Genomic DNA, 16,168 nt, shown 5'->3' with positions numbered 1-16,168 from the left:
CGATGGACCGGGCCGGCGTCGCCGACGCCCTCGACGAGATCGCGCTCCTGCTCGACCTCCTCGGCGAGAACCCGTTCAAGGGCCGGGCGTACGGGAACGCGGCGCGGCTCGTGCGCGGGCTCGACGCGGACCTAGGGGACCTCGTGGCCACGGGCGAGATCGCGAGGCTGAAGGGGATCGGTCCGGCCCTCGTGGAGAAGATCTCGGCACTGACCCGGACCGGCTCGCTGCCCTACCTCGAATCGCTCCGCGGGCAGGTCCCGCCGGGGATGCTCCTGTGGCTCGGGATCCCCGGGCTCGGCCCGAAGAAGGCGCGGGCGATCCACATCACGCTCGGCATCGCGACGCTCGACGAGCTCGAGGACGCGTGCCGCCGGGGACGCCTCAGGGACCTTCCCGGATTCGGCGAGGCGTCCGAGCGGAAGATCCTCGACGGGATCGAGCGGCTCAGGGTGCACGCGGGCAGGTTCCTCCAGCCCGTGGTCCGGCCGGAGGCCGGCCGGCTCCTGGCGGCGGTCCGCGCCGCCCCCGGCGTGATCCGGGCGGAGACGGCGGGGTCGGTGAGGCGGCGGTGCGAGACCTCGAAGGACATCGACGTCGTGGCGGCGGCCGCGGACTCGGCCCCGGTGATGGAGGCCTTCGCGGCGGACCCCGGCGTCCTCGAGGTGACGGGGCGCGGCCCGACCAAGTGCAGCGTTCGCCTCGCCGCCGGTCCCACCGCCGATCTTCGGGTGGTGCCCGACGCTTCCTTCCCCTTCGCGCTGGCGTACTTCACGGGGAGCAAGGCGCACAACATCGCGCTCCGCGGGAGGGCCCAGAGGCTGGGGCTCAAGCTCAACGAGTACGCGCTGACCCGCGACGCGGACGGAGGCACCGTCGCCTGCCGGGACGAGGCGGAGATCTACGGCGCTCTCGGTCTCCCGTGGATCCCTCCCGAGCTGCGGGAGGACCAGGGGGAGATCGAGGCCGCGGAGGCCGGGCGGCTCCCGCGCCTCGTGGAGCGCGGCGAACTCCACGGCATACTGCACTGCCACTCGAACTGGTCGGACGGGCTCGCGACCCTCGAGGAGATGGCCGAAGGGGCCCGTGCCCTCGGGATGACCTACCTCGGGATGTGCGACCACTCGCGGGCGGCGGCCTACGCCGGCGGCCTGTCGGCCGAGCGATTCCGGGAGCAGTGGGCGGAGATCGACGCCCTCAACTCCCGACCCGGCGGCCCGCGCATCCTGAAGGGGGTCGAGGTGGACATCCTCGCCGACGGGAGCCTGGACTTCCCCGACGAGTTCCTGGCCTCGTTCGAGTACGTGGTCGCATCGGTCCACAGCCGGTTCAATCTCGGCGCCGAGGAGCAGACGGAGCGACTGCTGCGGGCGGCCTCGAATCCCTTCGTGGACACCCTCGGCCACGTCACCGGCCGCCTCCTGCTCTACCGCGACCCGTATCCCCTCGAGCTGCACCGGATCCTCGAAGCCGCGGCGGACCGAGGCGTCGCGGTGGAGATCAACTCCCACCCGCAGCGGCTCGATCTCGATCCTCCCGCGCTTCGCTACGGCCTCGCGCGGGGAATGAAGACGAGCGTGAACCCGGACGCCCACGACGTCGCCGGCCTTTCCGACATCGGCTACGGCGTCGGGATCGCGAGGAAGGGATGGTGCACGTCCGACGACGTGCTGAACGCCTGGCCTCTCGACCGCCTGCTGAACTGGCTGGCCGCGAGGCGAAAGGGGGCGTCGAAGGCGCCGCCGCCCGACAAACGTCGGAAGGGAGGAAGGCATGGCGCGGGGACGTGAGTCGGCGTCCGCGCGGAAGGCGCGCGCGGCGAGGATCGTCCTAGGGCTTCAGCGGCTGTATCCCGGAGCGACGTGCGCGCTCGCGCACCGCAACCCGCTGGAGCTGCTCGTGGCGACGATCCTGTCCGCGCAGTGCACCGACGAGCGGGTGAACCGGGTCACGCCCGCTCTGTTCCGCCGATACCCCACCGCGGCCGACTACGCGGGCGCGGACCTCTCCGAGGTCGAGGAGGCGGTCCGGAGCACCGGCTTCTTCCGGAACAAGGCGAAGTCCCTGGTCGGCCTCGGGAAGGCGCTCCTCGAGCGCCACGGCGGGGAGGTGCCGGACCGGGTGGAGGACCTGGTGCTCCTGCCTGGGGTCGGACGGAAGACGGCGAACGTGCTCCTCGGCACCTGGTGGGGCCGGCCGGCGATCACCGTGGACACGCACGTCGCGAGGCTCTCGGGGCGGCTCGACCTGAGCCGGGAAACCGAACCCGACCGTATCGAGCGTGACCTGATGGCGCTCCTGCCCGAGAACGACTGGACCTTCGCGTCGCACGCCCTGATCTGGCACGGACGCGGAGTCTGCGGCGCGCGGAAGCCGGCGTGCGACCGCTGCGGCCTCCGCTCCGATTGCCCGTGGCCCGATTGACTCGAAGCTTCTTGAGGAATTAGAACCTTTATTGGCCCGCGTCGTGCGGCGCTCTCGCGATCGATTGGCTATATTGACCCTGGGTCATCGCGGGGGAGCACGATTGAGCCGCACGCCGCGCTGGGACACGATCGACGGAGACGAGCTATACCGAAGGCTCGCCATGGGCGAGCCGCTTTCGCTCCTCGACGTCCGGACCGAGACCGAGTTCGAGGCGAAGCACATCCCCGGGTCCGTGCTGATCCCCCTCCAGGAGCTCGTGAGTCGCGCGAGCGAGGTCCCCAACAGCGGGGTCCCGCTCGCCGTCATCTGCGAGTACGGCGTCCGCTCCGCTTCGGCTTGCCGTTTCCTCGCGGAGCAGGGCGTGACCTCCCTGTTCGACGTGCGCGGCGGGATCGAGGCTTGGCCGGGACCCGTCGCGTCGGGGATGGACGGGAACGGGCGCCACGTGCATCCGATCTCTCCGGAGCGATTCCTGATCGAGAACTTCCACCTCCTCCCGAAGGGCCTCGCCCTCGACGTCGCCATGGGCGAGGGACGCAACGCCATCTATCTCGCCACCCGGGGATTCGACGTGGACGGCGTCGACGTCGACCCGGACGCCGTGCGGGTGGCGCGCTCGGCGGCGCGCAGGCTCGGCGCGCCGATTCGAGGCGTCGTCGGGAACGTCGAGGACGGGACCTACATCATCCCCCTCGAGACGTACGACGTGATCGCGGTGTTCAACTTCCTGCACCGGCCGCTGTTCAACGACATCCGCGAGGGGCTCAAGGCCGGCGGCGTGGTCGTCTTCCAGACGTACACGACGGAGCACACTCGCCTCGGCCGGCCGATCGATCCCGCCCACCTGTTGAGGCCGGGAGAGCTCAAGCAGGTGTTCGACGACTGGGAGATCCTGCGCCTCCGCGAGGAGGTCGAGCCCGCGGGACCGGGGAGGCCGGCTCGGGCGATCGCCGGGATCGTCGCACGCAGGCCCGCCGGCCTCTGACCGTATAATCGCCGCATGAAGCCTCCCCGGCCTGCGGCGCCACCGGCTCCCGAGTGCGTGTCGCCTTCCGGGCTGGTACCGGTCTTCCCGCTTCCCGGCGTCGTGTTCTTCCCGCGCACGATCCTCCCTCTCCACGTGTTCGAGCCGCGCTACCGGGCGATGGTGCGAGACGCGGTCGCCAGCGAGGGCCTGATCGCGGTGGCGCTGCTGCGGCCGGGATGGGAGGCGAGCTACGAGGGGGAGCCCGCGTTCCACGAGACCGGGACCCTCGGTCGGATCGAGGACTTGGAGCGCCTCCCGGACGGCAAGTTCAATCTGCGACTCGTCGGGCTCCAGCGCGTGGCGTTCGGGGAGGTCGTCGGGTCGAAGCCGTACCGGCTGGTCCGGGTGCAGCCGCTCGCCGAGTCGGCGGTGGACGAGTCGGAGCCGTCGATCCACGCGGCAAAGCTCGACCTCCTCGCCTCCCACGGCTGCCTGATGCGGGAGTTGACGGACCGGACGGATGCGAGCGCCGTGCTGGACGATCGCATCCCGTTCGAGACCGCGGTCAACGGCGCCTGCGCGAATCTCCCGGTGGAGCCCGCAGTGCGGCAATCGCTCCTCGAGGAGGGCGACCTCAGGGAGAGGCACCGCCGCGCCTCGGCGCTGCTCGACGACATCCTAACGCGGGTCCTGCGCCTCAAGGCGCTCCGTTCGACCGACGACGGCGGGCCCGGCCTGAACTGACCGACGAAACCGTTACCATCGAGACGAAGCCCGGCGGGGTCGCCGAGCGTATCATGGGCATGTGGGGACCGGTCTCACGGAGCACGGAATGACCGAGACCGCTCAGGCGATCCCGACCTCCGCGAACGCCGAGGTGCCGTCGGCGCTCGCGCCGTCGGCGCTGGTCGCCTCGGGCCTGACGCCTTCGGCCGCCCCTCCGTACCGGTTCCTGGTGGCCTGGGCGGCGGGCTGGACCGCGATCGGCGCGGTGGTCGGATTCGGGATCGCGTTCACGCGGGGGGTGCCCGAGCTCCTTCCGCTGCTGCGACAGAGCGTCCTCTTCGCCGAGGTGGTCGGGTTCACCGCGCTCGCGTCCGCGCGGCTCGTCTTCCCCTACTTCGCCCGTCTCCCGATCGCGGTGCGCCTGGCGCTCCAGGTGCTCACGCTGCTGTCGGGCACGGTGTTCGGCTCGGTAGCGATCCTGGCGACGCAGCCGCTGTACTCCCTCGCGCGGCCCAAGACCGTCGCGGTCATCGTGCTCCTGAACGGCGCGTTCGCCGTCATCGTCGGCATCGCCCTGCACACCTACGACTCGATGAGGCGGCAGATCGAGGAGTCGTACCGCGTGCTGCGCGACAAGGAGGCGATGGAGCGGGATCTGGCCATCGCCCGCGAAGTCCAGCGGGAGCTGCTCCCGCGGTCGGTCCCGCAGATCCGAGGACTGCAGCTCGCCGGAGCGTGCCTGCCGGCGGTGGGGGTCGGGGGCGACCTCTACGACTTCCTGCCGTTCGCGGAGGACCGGGTGGGGCTCGTGATCGCGGACGTCTCCGGTAAGGGGATCCCGGCCGCGCTCCTGATGGCGGGCCTACAGGCCTCGGTGCGGAGCCTCGCCCTTCCGACGCTCGCTCCCTGCGAGATCAACCGGCGGCTGAACGAGATGCTGCTCCGCTCCACGTCGGCCTCCCGTTACGCCACGATGTTCTACGGCGACTACGACGGGCGGTCTCGGACGCTCACCTACAGCAACGCCGGGCACTACCCCCCGCTGCACCTGGGACAGGACGGCGCGACGCGCCTCTCGGAGGGCGGGCTCCCGATCGGGCTCATCGGCGACGCACGTTACGGCGAGGGGAGGTGCGTGCTGCGGGAGGGGGACCTCCTCGCCCTCTGCACCGACGGGGTCATCGAGGCGCCGGACGCGGAGGAACAGGAGTTCGGCGAGGAGCGGCTGCTCCGGATCCTGACCGAGAACCGCGACCGGAACCTCGAGGAGATCCTCTGGGCCGTGCTCGAGAAAGTGACGCTCTGGCGACGCGGCCGCCCGCCGCACGACGACGTCACCCTGGTCCTCGCGCGCGCGACATGACCCGCCGCGACGGCTTCCCCCTCGCGCTGCAAGTCCCGCTCTGGGCTGCGAGCAACACCGCCGCCGGGACCGCCACGGGCCTCGCCGTGGGCGCGTTCCGCGAGGGAGGATTCGAGCCCACGGTCCTGTGGATCAGCATCCTCTTCGGCAACGTGGTCGGCTTCACGGTGCTCATCGCGTCGGTGGTCCTGTACCCGCGGCTCAGAGGCCTGGCGCCGGCGGCACGACTCGCCCTGCTGGGGCTCGCGCTCCTTTCGGGGTCGATCGCCGGCACCGCGATCGTCCTCTACTTCTTCCCTCTCTTCGTCCTGCGCGACCTCCGGCAGACGCTGGCGATCGGCGCGATCAACGGCCTCCTGGCCCTGGTCATCGGCGGCATGGTCCACGCCTACGAAACCCTGAGGTGGAGGCTCCAGGCGACGCTGCGTGAGGTCGAGGAGGTCCGGCTCGTCGAGGCCCACCTCAAGGAGGCAGCGGCGAGGGCCGAGCTGTCCGCGCTGCAGGCGCGGATCAACCCGCACTTCTTCTTCAACACGCTCAACACGATCTCGTCCCTCTTGGAGGAGGATCCGGGCCAGGCCGACGAGGTGGTGCAGACGCTCGCCGACCTGTTCCGCTACACGTTCCGGGTGGCCGACGCGGGGCCGGTGCCGCTCGAGGAAGAGCTGGAGTTCGTCGCGGGGTACCTCGACATCGAGCGAGCGAGGTACGGCGACCGGCTCAACGTGGTCTGGGACGTGGAACCGGAGGCCCGCTCGGTGCGCCTCCCCGGCCTGATTCTCCAACCGCTGGTGGAGAACGCGGTCGGACACGGGATCGCGCCCGTCGGAGCGGGCGGAACCGTGGTCATCCGCGCCCGCGTCCGCGACGGCACGCTGTCCGTCGAGGTCGCCGACGACGGCGCGGGTCTCGACCCTACGGCCGTCCCCGCGGTCCGGGACGGACACGGGCTCGCCAACGTCGGTCAGCGTCTCGCCGCGTGCTATCCGGGGCGTGCCTCCCTCGTCCTCGAACCCGGTCCCTCGGGACGGGGCGCGATCGCACGGCTGACGATGCCCGCGGCGCCCGAGAAGTCGGCCGGCGGCGAGCCGGGGGGCGCGGCCGAGGCGGAGGTGATCGCGGGATGACCTTGAGGGCCGCGATCGTCGACGACGAGAAGCCGGCGCGGGACCGGATCCGCCGGCTGCTCGAGGAGCACCCCGACGTCGAGGTGGTCGGCGAGGCCGCCGACGGGAAGTCCGCCGTGGCCCTCATCGACCGCGAGCGGCCGGACCTCTGCTTCCTCGACGTCCAGATGCCCGAGGCCGACGGCTTCGAGGTCCTGCGGCGCGTGCGCCACGTGCCGAGGGTCGTCTTCACCACGGCGTACGACGAGTATGCGGTGCGGGCGTTCGAGGTGAACTCGCTGGACTACCTCCTGAAGCCGTTCGCGCGCCGCCGGTTCGCCGCCGCGCTCGAGCGGGCGCGGGAGGCGATCCGGCGGGAGGCCTCCGCCGCGCCCGACCTGCTGCGGGTCCTGGAGGAGATCCGCGCGGGGCTCCCCCGCCCCGACGCGCTCGGGCCGGCCGCCCCGCGCGAGGGAGGACCCTTCAGGGTCCCGGGAAGGCGCGGCGCGAAGATCGTCCTGCTCGACCCCGCCGACGTCCTCTGGTTCGAGGCGGAGGACGTGCTGGTGTTCGCGCACACCGCCCTGGGACGCTTCCTCGTCGAGCGGCCGCTGGCGGAGCTCGAGGCCGCCCTCGATCCGTCGTTCTTCAGGTCGCACCGCGCCTACCTGGTGAACCTCTCCCAAATCGCGGAGATCCTCCCGGGCGACGCCGGCACGTTCAGGATCGTGATCCGCGACGCGGCGCGGAGCGTCGTCCCGATGTCGCGACGACAGGCCCGGCGACTGCGCGAGATCATCCCCTGGTGAAGGGCCCATTTCGCCACCCCGGCCGCCTCCCGGTGGCGACCGCTCACCGGGCCATTCCGACCGCTCACCCTCCACCCCGTTGACGAGGCGCTCCGCGCGCTCCAACCTGGATCGCGGGAGGACACGACCATGGCCAAGCCACCGGACGCCGGACGAAGAACGCCGCGTACGGCCGCGTGGGCGGCGGCCGTCGTGCTGGCCGCGCTTCTCGCCCTGCCCATCGCGGCCGGGTCCGCCTACGACTCCGACTTCTCGGATCCGGGCGGCAACTACACGATCCCCTTGGGAAAGACCCACCAAGGGGACCTGAAGCTGTTCAAGGGGACCGCGACGATCGCCGGGAAGCAGATCGGCGACCTCTGGGTGTTCGGTGGGACGCTCGAGATCCCGGGCGAGGTGACGGGGAAGGTCAAGTTCATCGGCGGGACGCTCAACGTCGGCGGGAAGGTCGGGAAGGACCTCGAAGCCCGCGGGGCGAACTGCAACGTCGCGGGATCCGTCGGTGGCGACTTCGACGCGAAGTGCGGGACGGTCGCGCTCACCGCCGGATCCCACGTCGCCGGGGACGCGTCGGTCTACGCCGGGCAGATCAACTTGGACGGCGCCATCGACGGGGACCTCACCGCCGAGGGCGGTCAGCTCTCCCTGTCGGGCACGGTCGGCAAGGACGCGTCGCTCAAGGCCGATCTCCTCAAGGTCGACCCGAAGGCGAGGATCGGCGGGAACCTGTCCTACGATTCGCGGGTGCCCCCGACCCTGGACGAGAAGAGCATCGTCCGCGGGACCGTCGACCGCGAGCACCGGGCCCTCGTCCGCATCGGCCACCACCCGTCGTTCTTCTGGAAGCTCGTGAAGTGGGTCGCGTGCCTCGTCGTGGGATTCCTGGTCGGGCTCGCCGCGCTGGCGATCTCCCGGAAGCCAGGTGGGGCGGTCCTCGCGGCCGCGCGGGGGGACGTGCTCCGCAACCTCGGCGTGGGGTTCCTCGCGTTCATCGTCGTCCCGGTCGCGGCGGTGGTGTCCTGCATCCTGATCGTCACGATCCCGCTGGCGTTGGCGGTTCTCCTGATCGACGCGCTCGCCGTGTATCTCGCGAAAGTGCCGGTCGCGGTGGCCGTCGGACGCTGGCTTCTGGCGAAGACCGGGAGGACCGAGGCTTCGCGCTACGGCGCCTTCGCTCTGGGCATCGTGGTACTCTACCTGCTCTTCGCGATCCCGGTGCTCGGATGGGTCCTCTGGTTCGGGTGCGTGTTCCTCGGGCTCGGCGCGATGCTGATCGGGATCCGCGACTGGCGGCAAGCCCGGAAGCAGTCGGCCGCGGCGCCGCCACCTTTGCCCGAGCCTCCCTCCGCGCCTCCCGCGCTTCCCGTCGAGGGTGCTTGACCGGCGCCTCGAGGGGCGATTGAGCGATACGAGGCGCTGGCCGGCATATTTCTGCGCGGCGGCGGCCGTTCTCCTGTGGGGGACGTCGTTCGTCGCGTCCAAGGTGGCGCTCCGCTCGCTCTCGCCGCTCTCGCTCGTCGCCGGTCGAGGCCTCCTCGGCCTCGCGACCGTCGCGGCCGCGCTTCCCTTCGGCCGCCCGCGGCGCCCCGAATCTCCGCGACCCTTTGACTCGTCGCGGACCGCGCTCCTCGGATTCATCGGGGTGCCGGTCCACCTCGCCCTCCAGGCGTACGCCCTGACCATGACCTCCGCGGTCCACAGCGGGTGGCTGATCGCGCTCAACCCGGTGTTCACCGCGATCCTCGCCGCGGCGTTCCTGCGCGAGCGCTTCCCGGCCCTCAAGACCGCCGGCGTCGCGCTGGGGTTCTCCGGTGCCCTGGTGGTGATCTGGGGCGGCGCGGGCTCGCTCCGACTCCCGTCGACGCGAGGGGACCTCCTGATCCTGATCTCGTCGCTCAACTGGGCGGCCTACACGCTCCTGACCCGGGAGATCTCGGTGCGCCGCCGGCCGCTCCCGCTCACGTTTCGCGCGCTCGCGGTCGGGACCGCCGTGTCGGTGGGGATCTGGGTCGCCGCGGGAGACCCCGCGGAGCTCGCCCGGGCGTCGGTGGAATCCTGGGTGGCGCTCGCGTTCCTCGGCGTGGGGTGCACCGGCGTGGGCTACCTCGTCTGGTCCCTGGCGCTGGAGCGTCTCGAGGCCGGAACCCTCTCTTCGTTCCAGTACGTCCAGCCGCTGGTCACCGCCGGCGTGGCGGCCGTGTGGATCGGCGAGGCCACGGGTAAGGCGGTGCTCCTCGGGGGCGGGCTCGTTCTCGCCGGCGTCGCCCTGGTCCAGCGATCGGCCGCTCGCGGCACGGTTCAGGGGTGAGGGGAAGTTCGGGTCCCGCTCCCCGTGTAGGTGTATATGTATCCCCTCCGACGTCCGACAGGGAGCGTGCACATGACGATCAGCCGTCCGACCTCGCTACGCCACGGGATCCGGATCGCGATGCTCGCGCTGGCCTGTCTCGTTCCCGCGGCCGCCGGGCTCGCGCAAACGACCTACGATCCGCCCTACCCCACACGGGAGCAGCGCGAGGCGCTCCGCAAGAGTCACGTCACGCTGGCCGGCCGCTGGGGGCTGCCGAACGCGGAGCAGGCGGCGCTCCTCGCCTTTCAGGACGACGTGGACGTGACGCATTACTTCCTGGACCTCGACTTCGTCCCGGCCACGAAGACGGTCGCGGGATCGGTCACCGTCACCGGCACGAGCCTCGTGGCCGGTTTCCACCACCTCGTGCTCGACCTCTTGGACAACATGGGCGTGACGTCGGTGACACGGGGAGCCACGGCGCTGGCGTACACCCACTCCGGAAACCTCCTCGACATCACCCTCGACCAGCCGTTCGATCCGGGCCAGTCATTCGACGTCAAGGTCTCCTACGGCGGCGTCCCGGACGCCACCGGCTTCGGCTCCATCGGCTGGAACAAGTACTACTACAACCCGACCCAGGGGACCATGGTCTGGACGCTGTCCGAGCCCGAGGGGGCCCGCACGTGGTGGCCGTGCAAGGATCGGCCTGACGACAAGGCCACGGTCGAGGAGTGGTGGACGGTCCCGAACACGTGGACCGCCACCGGGAACGGCGTCCTGAAAGGAACCGTCCCGAAGACTGGCAGCAAGAAACAGTACCAGTGGCTGCCGACGCACCCGCTGACGACCTACCTCGTGAGCATCGCGGCCACCGTCTATTCGAGCTTCACGGACAACTACGACACCCTCGCCGGCGGGACCATGCCGGTGACCCACTACGTGTATTCCGAGTACCTCGCCAACGCCCGGGAGTCGTTCAACGCGACGCCGGCGATGATCCGCTTCTACGCCCTGACCTTCGGCGAGTACCCGTTCGTCGAGGACAAGTACGGGATGAGCGCGTTCCCGTGGCCGGGCGCGATGGAGCACTCGACCAACACGTCGTACGGTTACATGCTGATCACCGGCGGTCACACCTACGACTACATCATCGCGCACGAGCTGAGCCACCAGTGGTTCGGCGATTCGGTGAGCCCGCGAACCTGGCCGGACGTCTGGCTGAACGAGGGGACCGCATCGTACTGCGAGGCGCTGTGGGCCGAGCACCTGAACGGCGCCCAGGGATACCAGGACTACATGGACTCGTTGTGGAGCGCTCATTTCGACGGTCCGGTGTACGACCCGGCGGACCTGTTCGGCTCGACGGTCTACGACAAGGGGGCGTGGGTGCACCACATGCTCCGCCGCGTGATGAACGGGCCGCCGTACTTCGACGGGATGAGGGACTGGTACGCGGGGCACAAGGACGCGGTCTCCAGCACCTCCGAGTTCCAGGCGGCGATGGAGCAACACCACGGTGGACCCCTGGATTGGTTCTTCGACGAGTGGGTGTACGGCGAGAACTCGCCGGCGTACGAGTACGGGTGGCTCACGGCGGACGCGGGGAACGGCGTCTACCGGACCTACCTCAGGATCCGCCAGGTCCAGACCGACGCCGGGACGTTCACGATGCCGGTGGACGTCACCCTCGCGACCGCGGCGGGAGGCGAGGTCCGCACGGTGTGGAGCGACGGATCCGACCAGGACTTCGTCCTCGAGACGACGGAGCCGGTCATCGGTCTCGCGTTCGACGAGCACGAGTGGATCTTGAGGGCGTCGGAAGCCGAGATCGCCCTCGCCGACGCGGACGCCGACGGCGTCCCCGACCGCAATGACGACTGCCCGAGCCTCGCGAATCCCGACCAGATCGACACGGACGGCGACGGCCTCGGAAACGCCTGCGATCCGGACGACGACGGCGACGGACTCCTCGACGAATCGGACTGCGCGCCGCTGGACGCGTCGCAGGGGGTCCCCGGCGACGTCGCATCGCTGATCGTCGACGGCGCCCCGGGCCAGCCGGCGCACCTCGTGTGGACGGCGACGGCGCGGGCCGACGGCTACGACCTGTCGCGCGGCACCCTGTCGGGACTCGCCACCGGCGACTGGGGGGACTGCCTCGAGCCGATGAGCGTCGCCACGTCGTACGACGACGGGGACCTTCCCGAGGCCGAGACGGGGTTCTTCTACCTCGTGCGCGGCCACGACGCCGGCTGCGGCGGCGGCGGACCTCTGGGTAAGGGCTCCTCCGGCTCGCCGCGCGTGTCGCCCTGTCCGTGACGCAGCCCAAGGGGCGTTCACGCCTCGCGGCGGGCACGGTCGGCCTTTCCTGCTACATTGTGCTGCGCCTCGGCTCCGGGGGGAGAGGGACGCAGCATGACCGTCGAGAAGGCGTACGACAACCTCGAGTTCCTGAAGAGCAAGGATGCCCGGACGCTCAGGATCCTGAGCGAGTACCTGGAGCCCCACGCCAGATTCCAGCGTTACCGGATCAAGGACACCGTGGTGTTCTTCGGGTCGGCGCGGGTGCTGTCCGAGGAGCGCGCCGGCGAGGCGCTCGACGAAGCGAAGGCGTCCGACGACGACGGGGCCGTCGAGCGGGCCGAGAAGGCCCTCGCGTTCTCCCGGTACTACGAGGACGCCCGGACGCTCGCGCGCACCGTGACCGACTGGTCCAAGAGCCTGCCCCCGCCGAATCGCAGGTTCATCGTCTGCTCGGGCGGCGGCCCGGGGATCATGGAAGCGGCCAATCGCGGCGCCTCCGAGGCCGCGGGGATCTCGGTCGGCCTTGGGATCAGCCTTCCTGACGAGCCGAGCCACAACCCGTTCATCACTCGCGAGCTGGCGTTCGAGTTCCACTACTTCTTCATGCGGAAGTTCTGGTTCGCCTACCTGGCCAAGGCGCTCGTGGTGTTCCCGGGCGGGTTCGGGACCCTGGACGAGATGTTCGAGCTGCTCACCCTCGTCCAGACCCGGAAGGTCGGCAAGCGAATGCCGATCATCCTGTACGGCAGCCGGTACTGGAACGACGTGATCCGCTTCGACGCGCTGGTTCGATGGGGGACCATCGCCGAGGAGGACCTCGGCCTCTTCCGCGTGGCCGACGCCCCCGACGAGGCGTTCGAGGTCCTGAAGGGCGAGCTGACGCGTCTTTACCTCGAGCCCGAGAACGGATCCTGAGGCCCCCGGAGGGACCCGCCCCTTGACTCGCGGCCCGCGACCGCCGACCCTACGCGCATGATCCGAGTCGGGGATCTCGGCGGCTGGCTGCAGACGATCCGCCACCGGTTCCGCACCAACGAGCGGGCGTACGCCCTGGCTTTGGTCCTGTCCGCGGGAGTCCTCGGGGCGCTCGGCGCCGTCCTGGTCCGGTTCGGCGGCCTGGCGCTCCAGTACCTGGCGTTCGCGAGCAAGGCCCACCCGCTCGACGTCGCCCGCGGTTTGCGGTTCCCGATGGTCGTGATCGCCCCCGCGGCGGGAGGGCTCGCAGCGGGATTGCTCGCCCGCTACTTCGTGAAGGGTGGGAGCAGCGGCGAGGGAACGTCGGAGATCATGGAGGCGGTTTCGCTCAGGGGAGCCGGCCAGCTCCACCTCGGGCGGACGCTCAGGAAGTCTCTCGCGTCGGTCCTCCTCAATGCCACCGGCGGGTCGGTGGGGCGCGAGGGCCCGATCGTGCAGATCGGCGCGGCGGCCGCGTCGCGCCTGGGCCGTATCCTCCGCATCCCGACGGAGCGGCGGCGAATCCTGATCGGTTGCGGGGTCGCCTCGGGGATGGCCGCCGCCTACAACGCGCCGATCGGCGCGGCCCTGTTCGTGATGGAGGTGATCCACGGCAACTTCGCCCTCGACGTGTTCGGCCCCGTGGTCCTCGCCTCCATCACCGCGACGCTCCTCTCCCGAGGCGTGATCGGAGCCACCGCGCTTTACCAGGTCGCGCCGGGCCACGCGCCGGGTCTCCTGTCGCTCCCGCTGTTCGCGGTGCTGGGCGCGCTGATCCCGCTGGTGGCCCTGCTCCTGAGGTCGAGCGTGGAGGCGGCGGAGCGGATCTTCCGGCGCGTGCCGGTCCCGGTCTGGGCGCGCACGGGCCTCGGCGGCCTCGCGGTCGGCCTCCTCGCCTGGTGGATCCCGGAGGTGTGGGGCAACGGCTACGACGCGGTGAGCGAGGTCCTGATGGGGAACCTGCTCCCGAAGATCCTCCTGCCGCTCCTGCTCGCGAAGATCGTCGCGACCGCGGCCTCCATCGGCTCGGGGGGCTCGGGCGGCGTGTTCACGCCGACGCTCCTCGTGGGCGCCGCGGGGGGGGCGCTGTTCGCCGCCGGGGCCCACGCCGCGCTCCCGGGCCTCCAGGCCGAGGCGGTTTACTTCACCCTGGGTGGGATGGCCGCGGCCATCGCCTCCACGACGTTCGCTCCCATCACGGCGCTGATCATGGTCTTCGAGATGTGCCAGGACTACGGCGCCGTCATGCCGCTCGCGGTGGCGGTGGTGACCGCCACGGCTCTCTCGCGGACGCTGCGTCGCGACTCGATCTACACCGAGGCGCTGAGGAGGCGCGGGGTCGACTTCGACCTGGCCTTCGAGCAGATGGCGCTGGCCTCGCTCCGGGCCGAGGACTTCATCCGGCTCCATCCCCTGACGGTCCGCGCCGACGCGCCGATGGGCGAGGTCGTGGAGCGGTTCACCGAGAGCCGCGCGACCGCGATCTACGTCCTCGACGCCGAGGACCGGCTCAAGGGGGCCATCGATCTCCGGGACGCGTTCCAGGTGGCGGGGGAGCCGCACCTCAAGGACAGCCTGGTGGCGCTGGACCTCGTCCGGGACGTCCCGAGGGTGACGAAGAGAACGCCTCTCGACGAGGTGATGCGCCGGTTCTCCCAGCTCGAGCTGGCGCAGCTCCCGGTCGTCGACCAGAACGCGCCCGACCGGCTGGTCGGAAGCGTCGCCCGCCGGGACGTGGTGCAGGCTCTCGACCGCGAGGTGCTGCGCAGGAGGCTGGTGCTCGCGCAGTACCTCGGCGGCAACGTCCCCGGAGAGGAGGCGGGAGCGCGCCGCGCGGCCGACCTGAGGATCGAGGAGCGGCCGGCACCCGCGCTCCTCGTCGGACGATCGCTCCTGGAGTCCGACCCGTATCACGCGCTGGGGCTCTACGTCCTCGCGGTGAAACGCCCCGAAGGCAGCGGCGTCCGCGAGATCTCCCCCGCCCCGCCCGACCTCGTGGTGCGGGAGGGGGACGCCCTGGTCCTCCTGGGCCCGGCCGGTGCCTTCGAAGCGCTCGAGCAGCGTCCGTGACCGCTCTCCCGCCCGTGGAGCGTCGCCCGACGGGGGGCGCGGGCGCAAGGGTGCTGCGGGTCCTGATCCTCGCGGCCTGCGTCGGCGTGCTGGCGTGGTGGGTCCGATCGCTCGGGCCCCGCCGGATCCTGGAAGCCGCGCTCGACGCCGATCCCCGGTGGCTCGCGCTCTCCCTCTGCGCCGTCGCCTCGAGGTACCTGATCTGGGCCGCGAAATGGCAGCGGATGATGCGGCGGACCGGGCGCGTGGGTTTCGGCACGACTCTTCGCGCGATCCTGTCCGGCACGCTCTTGAACCTCGTCACCCCGTCCGCGAAGCTCGCCGGAGGCGTGCTGCGCGCCGCGATCGTGCAGCGCAGCACCGGGTGGAGGATGGCGCTCGCCTACGGGTGGTCGGTGGCGGACCAGGTGACGAACGTCCTCGGCGATTTCCTCCTGGGCGGCCTCCTCGCGGCGGCGGCCGCGCTCTCCATGCCCCCCTCGGCCGGCCGACGAGCGCTGCTCCTCTCCGGGATCGCCGCGGTCGCGCTCCCGGTCTTCGCCGTCGCGCTCCGAGGCCGGACGCTGCGCCTCGTCCGGCGTCCCGGCGTCGTGAAGGTCGCCGCGCGCCTCACGCCGGCGCGATTCCGGGAGCCGGGCCCCGACGGCCCCGTCCCGGGCTGGCTCGAGCCGGTGCTGGCGCCCCTCCTACGCACGGGCTCCGCGTGGTACGAGGTCTCTTCCGACATCGCCCTCGGCGCCGCCTCGTGGTTTTCCCTCTGCGTGGCCAACGCCATGGTGTTCCGCGCCCTCGGGGTGGACGCGCCGCTGTTCGGGATCGCCACCGCTCTGGTGCTTGCCGCGTTCGCGGGGACCCTCACCGGAACGATCGGCGGAATCGGCGCGACCGAGGTCGTGCTCATCGGTCTCTACGCGAGGCTCGGGATTCCCCCGGAGGCTGCGGCGGCGGCCGCGCTCGTCCATCGTGGAACGTACTACGCTCTGAGCGTCCTGGCCGGATCCCTGGCGCTGGTCGTGGGCTCGCGGAGAAGGCGCGCAGAGCCACCGAGCGAAATCCTGGGACGAATCGACGGGAATATCCCGAACGAGTGAGAAACCGTCGAGACGCCGGGCCCAGGGGCCTGGGAGAGCGGAGGATCTCGGCGGATAA

General features: G+C 71.1%; 12 protein-coding genes and 1 pseudogene. All 13 read left to right on the top strand.

The window, feature by feature from the left end:
• The first annotated feature begins 2 nt into the window (after positions 1 to 2).
• The 13 genes and pseudogenes from polX (at position 3) to LAO51_02100 (ending at position 16,110) form a co-directional block, all read left to right on the top strand.
• On the top strand, positions 3 to 1,790 hold the full coding sequence (gene polX, locus LAO51_02160; protein MBZ5637540.1) for a DNA polymerase/3'-5' exonuclease PolX: 1,788 nt from the start codon (positions 3 to 5) through the stop codon (positions 1,788 to 1,790).
• A pseudogene (nth, locus tag LAO51_02155) lies at positions 1,774 to 2,505 on the top strand (endonuclease III). The gene polX and the pseudogene nth overlap by 17 nt, the downstream one beginning before the upstream one ends.
• Before the next feature lie 22 nt (positions 2,506 to 2,527).
• Complete coding sequence (locus LAO51_02150) at positions 2,528 to 3,412, top strand: methyltransferase domain-containing protein (protein MBZ5637539.1); 885 nt, start codon at positions 2,528 to 2,530, stop codon at positions 3,410 to 3,412.
• A 15-nt stretch (positions 3,413 to 3,427) separates the two neighbouring features.
• On the top strand, positions 3,428 to 4,138 hold the full coding sequence (locus LAO51_02145; GenBank protein ID MBZ5637538.1) for an LON peptidase substrate-binding domain-containing protein: 711 nt from the start codon (positions 3,428 to 3,430) through the stop codon (positions 4,136 to 4,138).
• A gap of 88 nt (positions 4,139 to 4,226) precedes the next feature.
• Positions 4,227 to 5,483 (top strand): PP2C family protein-serine/threonine phosphatase, encoded by a 1,257-nt coding sequence (locus tag LAO51_02140; GenBank protein ID MBZ5637537.1) that lies wholly within the window; start codon positions 4,227 to 4,229, stop codon positions 5,481 to 5,483.
• A complete protein-coding gene (locus LAO51_02135; protein ID MBZ5637536.1) occupies positions 5,480 to 6,610 on the top strand; it encodes a histidine kinase in 1,131 nt (376 codons plus the stop codon). Before LAO51_02140 ends, LAO51_02135 begins: the two co-directional genes overlap by 4 nt.
• The gene (locus LAO51_02130) at positions 6,607 to 7,398 is read left to right on the top strand and encodes a response regulator (protein ID MBZ5637535.1); all 792 of its coding nucleotides are present in this window, start codon (positions 6,607 to 6,609) and stop codon (positions 7,396 to 7,398) included. Before LAO51_02135 ends, LAO51_02130 begins: the two co-directional genes overlap by 4 nt.
• 129 nt (positions 7,399 to 7,527) lie before the next feature.
• Entirely contained in the window at positions 7,528 to 8,778 is a 1,251-nt protein-coding gene (locus LAO51_02125; protein ID MBZ5637534.1) for a polymer-forming cytoskeletal protein, read from the top strand.
• 19 nt (positions 8,779 to 8,797) lie between these two features.
• The gene (locus tag LAO51_02120) at positions 8,798 to 9,706 is read left to right on the top strand and encodes a DMT family transporter (protein MBZ5637533.1); all 909 of its coding nucleotides are present in this window, start codon (positions 8,798 to 8,800) and stop codon (positions 9,704 to 9,706) included.
• 72 nt (positions 9,707 to 9,778) lie between these two features.
• Positions 9,779 to 12,010 carry a thrombospondin type 3 repeat-containing protein gene (locus LAO51_02115; protein ID MBZ5637532.1) on the top strand — a complete coding sequence of 744 codons (2,232 nt, stop codon included), beginning with the start codon at positions 9,779 to 9,781 and terminating at the stop codon, positions 12,008 to 12,010.
• A gap of 96 nt (positions 12,011 to 12,106) precedes the next feature.
• The gene (locus LAO51_02110; protein MBZ5637531.1) at positions 12,107 to 12,910 is read left to right on the top strand and encodes an LOG family protein; all 804 of its coding nucleotides are present in this window, start codon (positions 12,107 to 12,109) and stop codon (positions 12,908 to 12,910) included.
• 57 nt (positions 12,911 to 12,967) lie between these two features.
• Positions 12,968 to 15,019, top strand: a complete 2,052-nt coding sequence (locus LAO51_02105; GenBank protein MBZ5637530.1) for a chloride channel protein — start codon at positions 12,968 to 12,970, stop codon at positions 15,017 to 15,019.
• Positions 15,016 to 16,110: a flippase-like domain-containing protein gene (locus LAO51_02100; GenBank protein ID MBZ5637529.1), complete on the top strand. Its 1,095-nt coding sequence runs from the start codon at positions 15,016 to 15,018 to the stop codon at positions 16,108 to 16,110. The genes LAO51_02105 and LAO51_02100 overlap by 4 nt, the downstream gene beginning before the upstream one ends.
• Positions 16,111 to 16,168: the final 58 nt, after the last annotated feature.

The sequence above is a fragment of the Terriglobia bacterium genome (genome assembly GCA_020073205.1).
Taxonomy (GTDB): domain Bacteria; phylum Acidobacteriota; class Polarisedimenticolia; order Polarisedimenticolales; family JAIQFR01; genus JAIQFR01.
The sequence above is the reverse complement of the archived record's forward strand: the minus strand, read 5'-3'. Positions and strand labels throughout refer to the sequence as shown.

Coding starts and splice junctions, on each gene's coding strand:
- polX (MBZ5637540.1), top strand. CDS start 3: ATGGACCGGGCCGGCGTCGCCGACGCCCTCGACGAGATCGCGCTCCTG.
- LAO51_02145 (MBZ5637538.1), top strand. CDS start 3,428: ATGAAGCCTCCCCGGCCTGCGGCGCCACCGGCTCCCGAGTGCGTGTCG.
- LAO51_02140 (MBZ5637537.1), top strand. CDS start 4,227: ATGACCGAGACCGCTCAGGCGATCCCGACCTCCGCGAACGCCGAGGTG.
- LAO51_02135 (MBZ5637536.1), top strand. CDS start 5,480: ATGACCCGCCGCGACGGCTTCCCCCTCGCGCTGCAAGTCCCGCTCTGG.
- LAO51_02130 (MBZ5637535.1), top strand. CDS start 6,607: ATGACCTTGAGGGCCGCGATCGTCGACGACGAGAAGCCGGCGCGGGAC.
- LAO51_02125 (MBZ5637534.1), top strand. CDS start 7,528: ATGGCCAAGCCACCGGACGCCGGACGAAGAACGCCGCGTACGGCCGCG.
- LAO51_02115 (MBZ5637532.1), top strand. CDS start 9,779: ATGACGATCAGCCGTCCGACCTCGCTACGCCACGGGATCCGGATCGCG.
- LAO51_02110 (MBZ5637531.1), top strand. CDS start 12,107: ATGACCGTCGAGAAGGCGTACGACAACCTCGAGTTCCTGAAGAGCAAG.
- LAO51_02105 (MBZ5637530.1), top strand. CDS start 12,968: ATGATCCGAGTCGGGGATCTCGGCGGCTGGCTGCAGACGATCCGCCAC.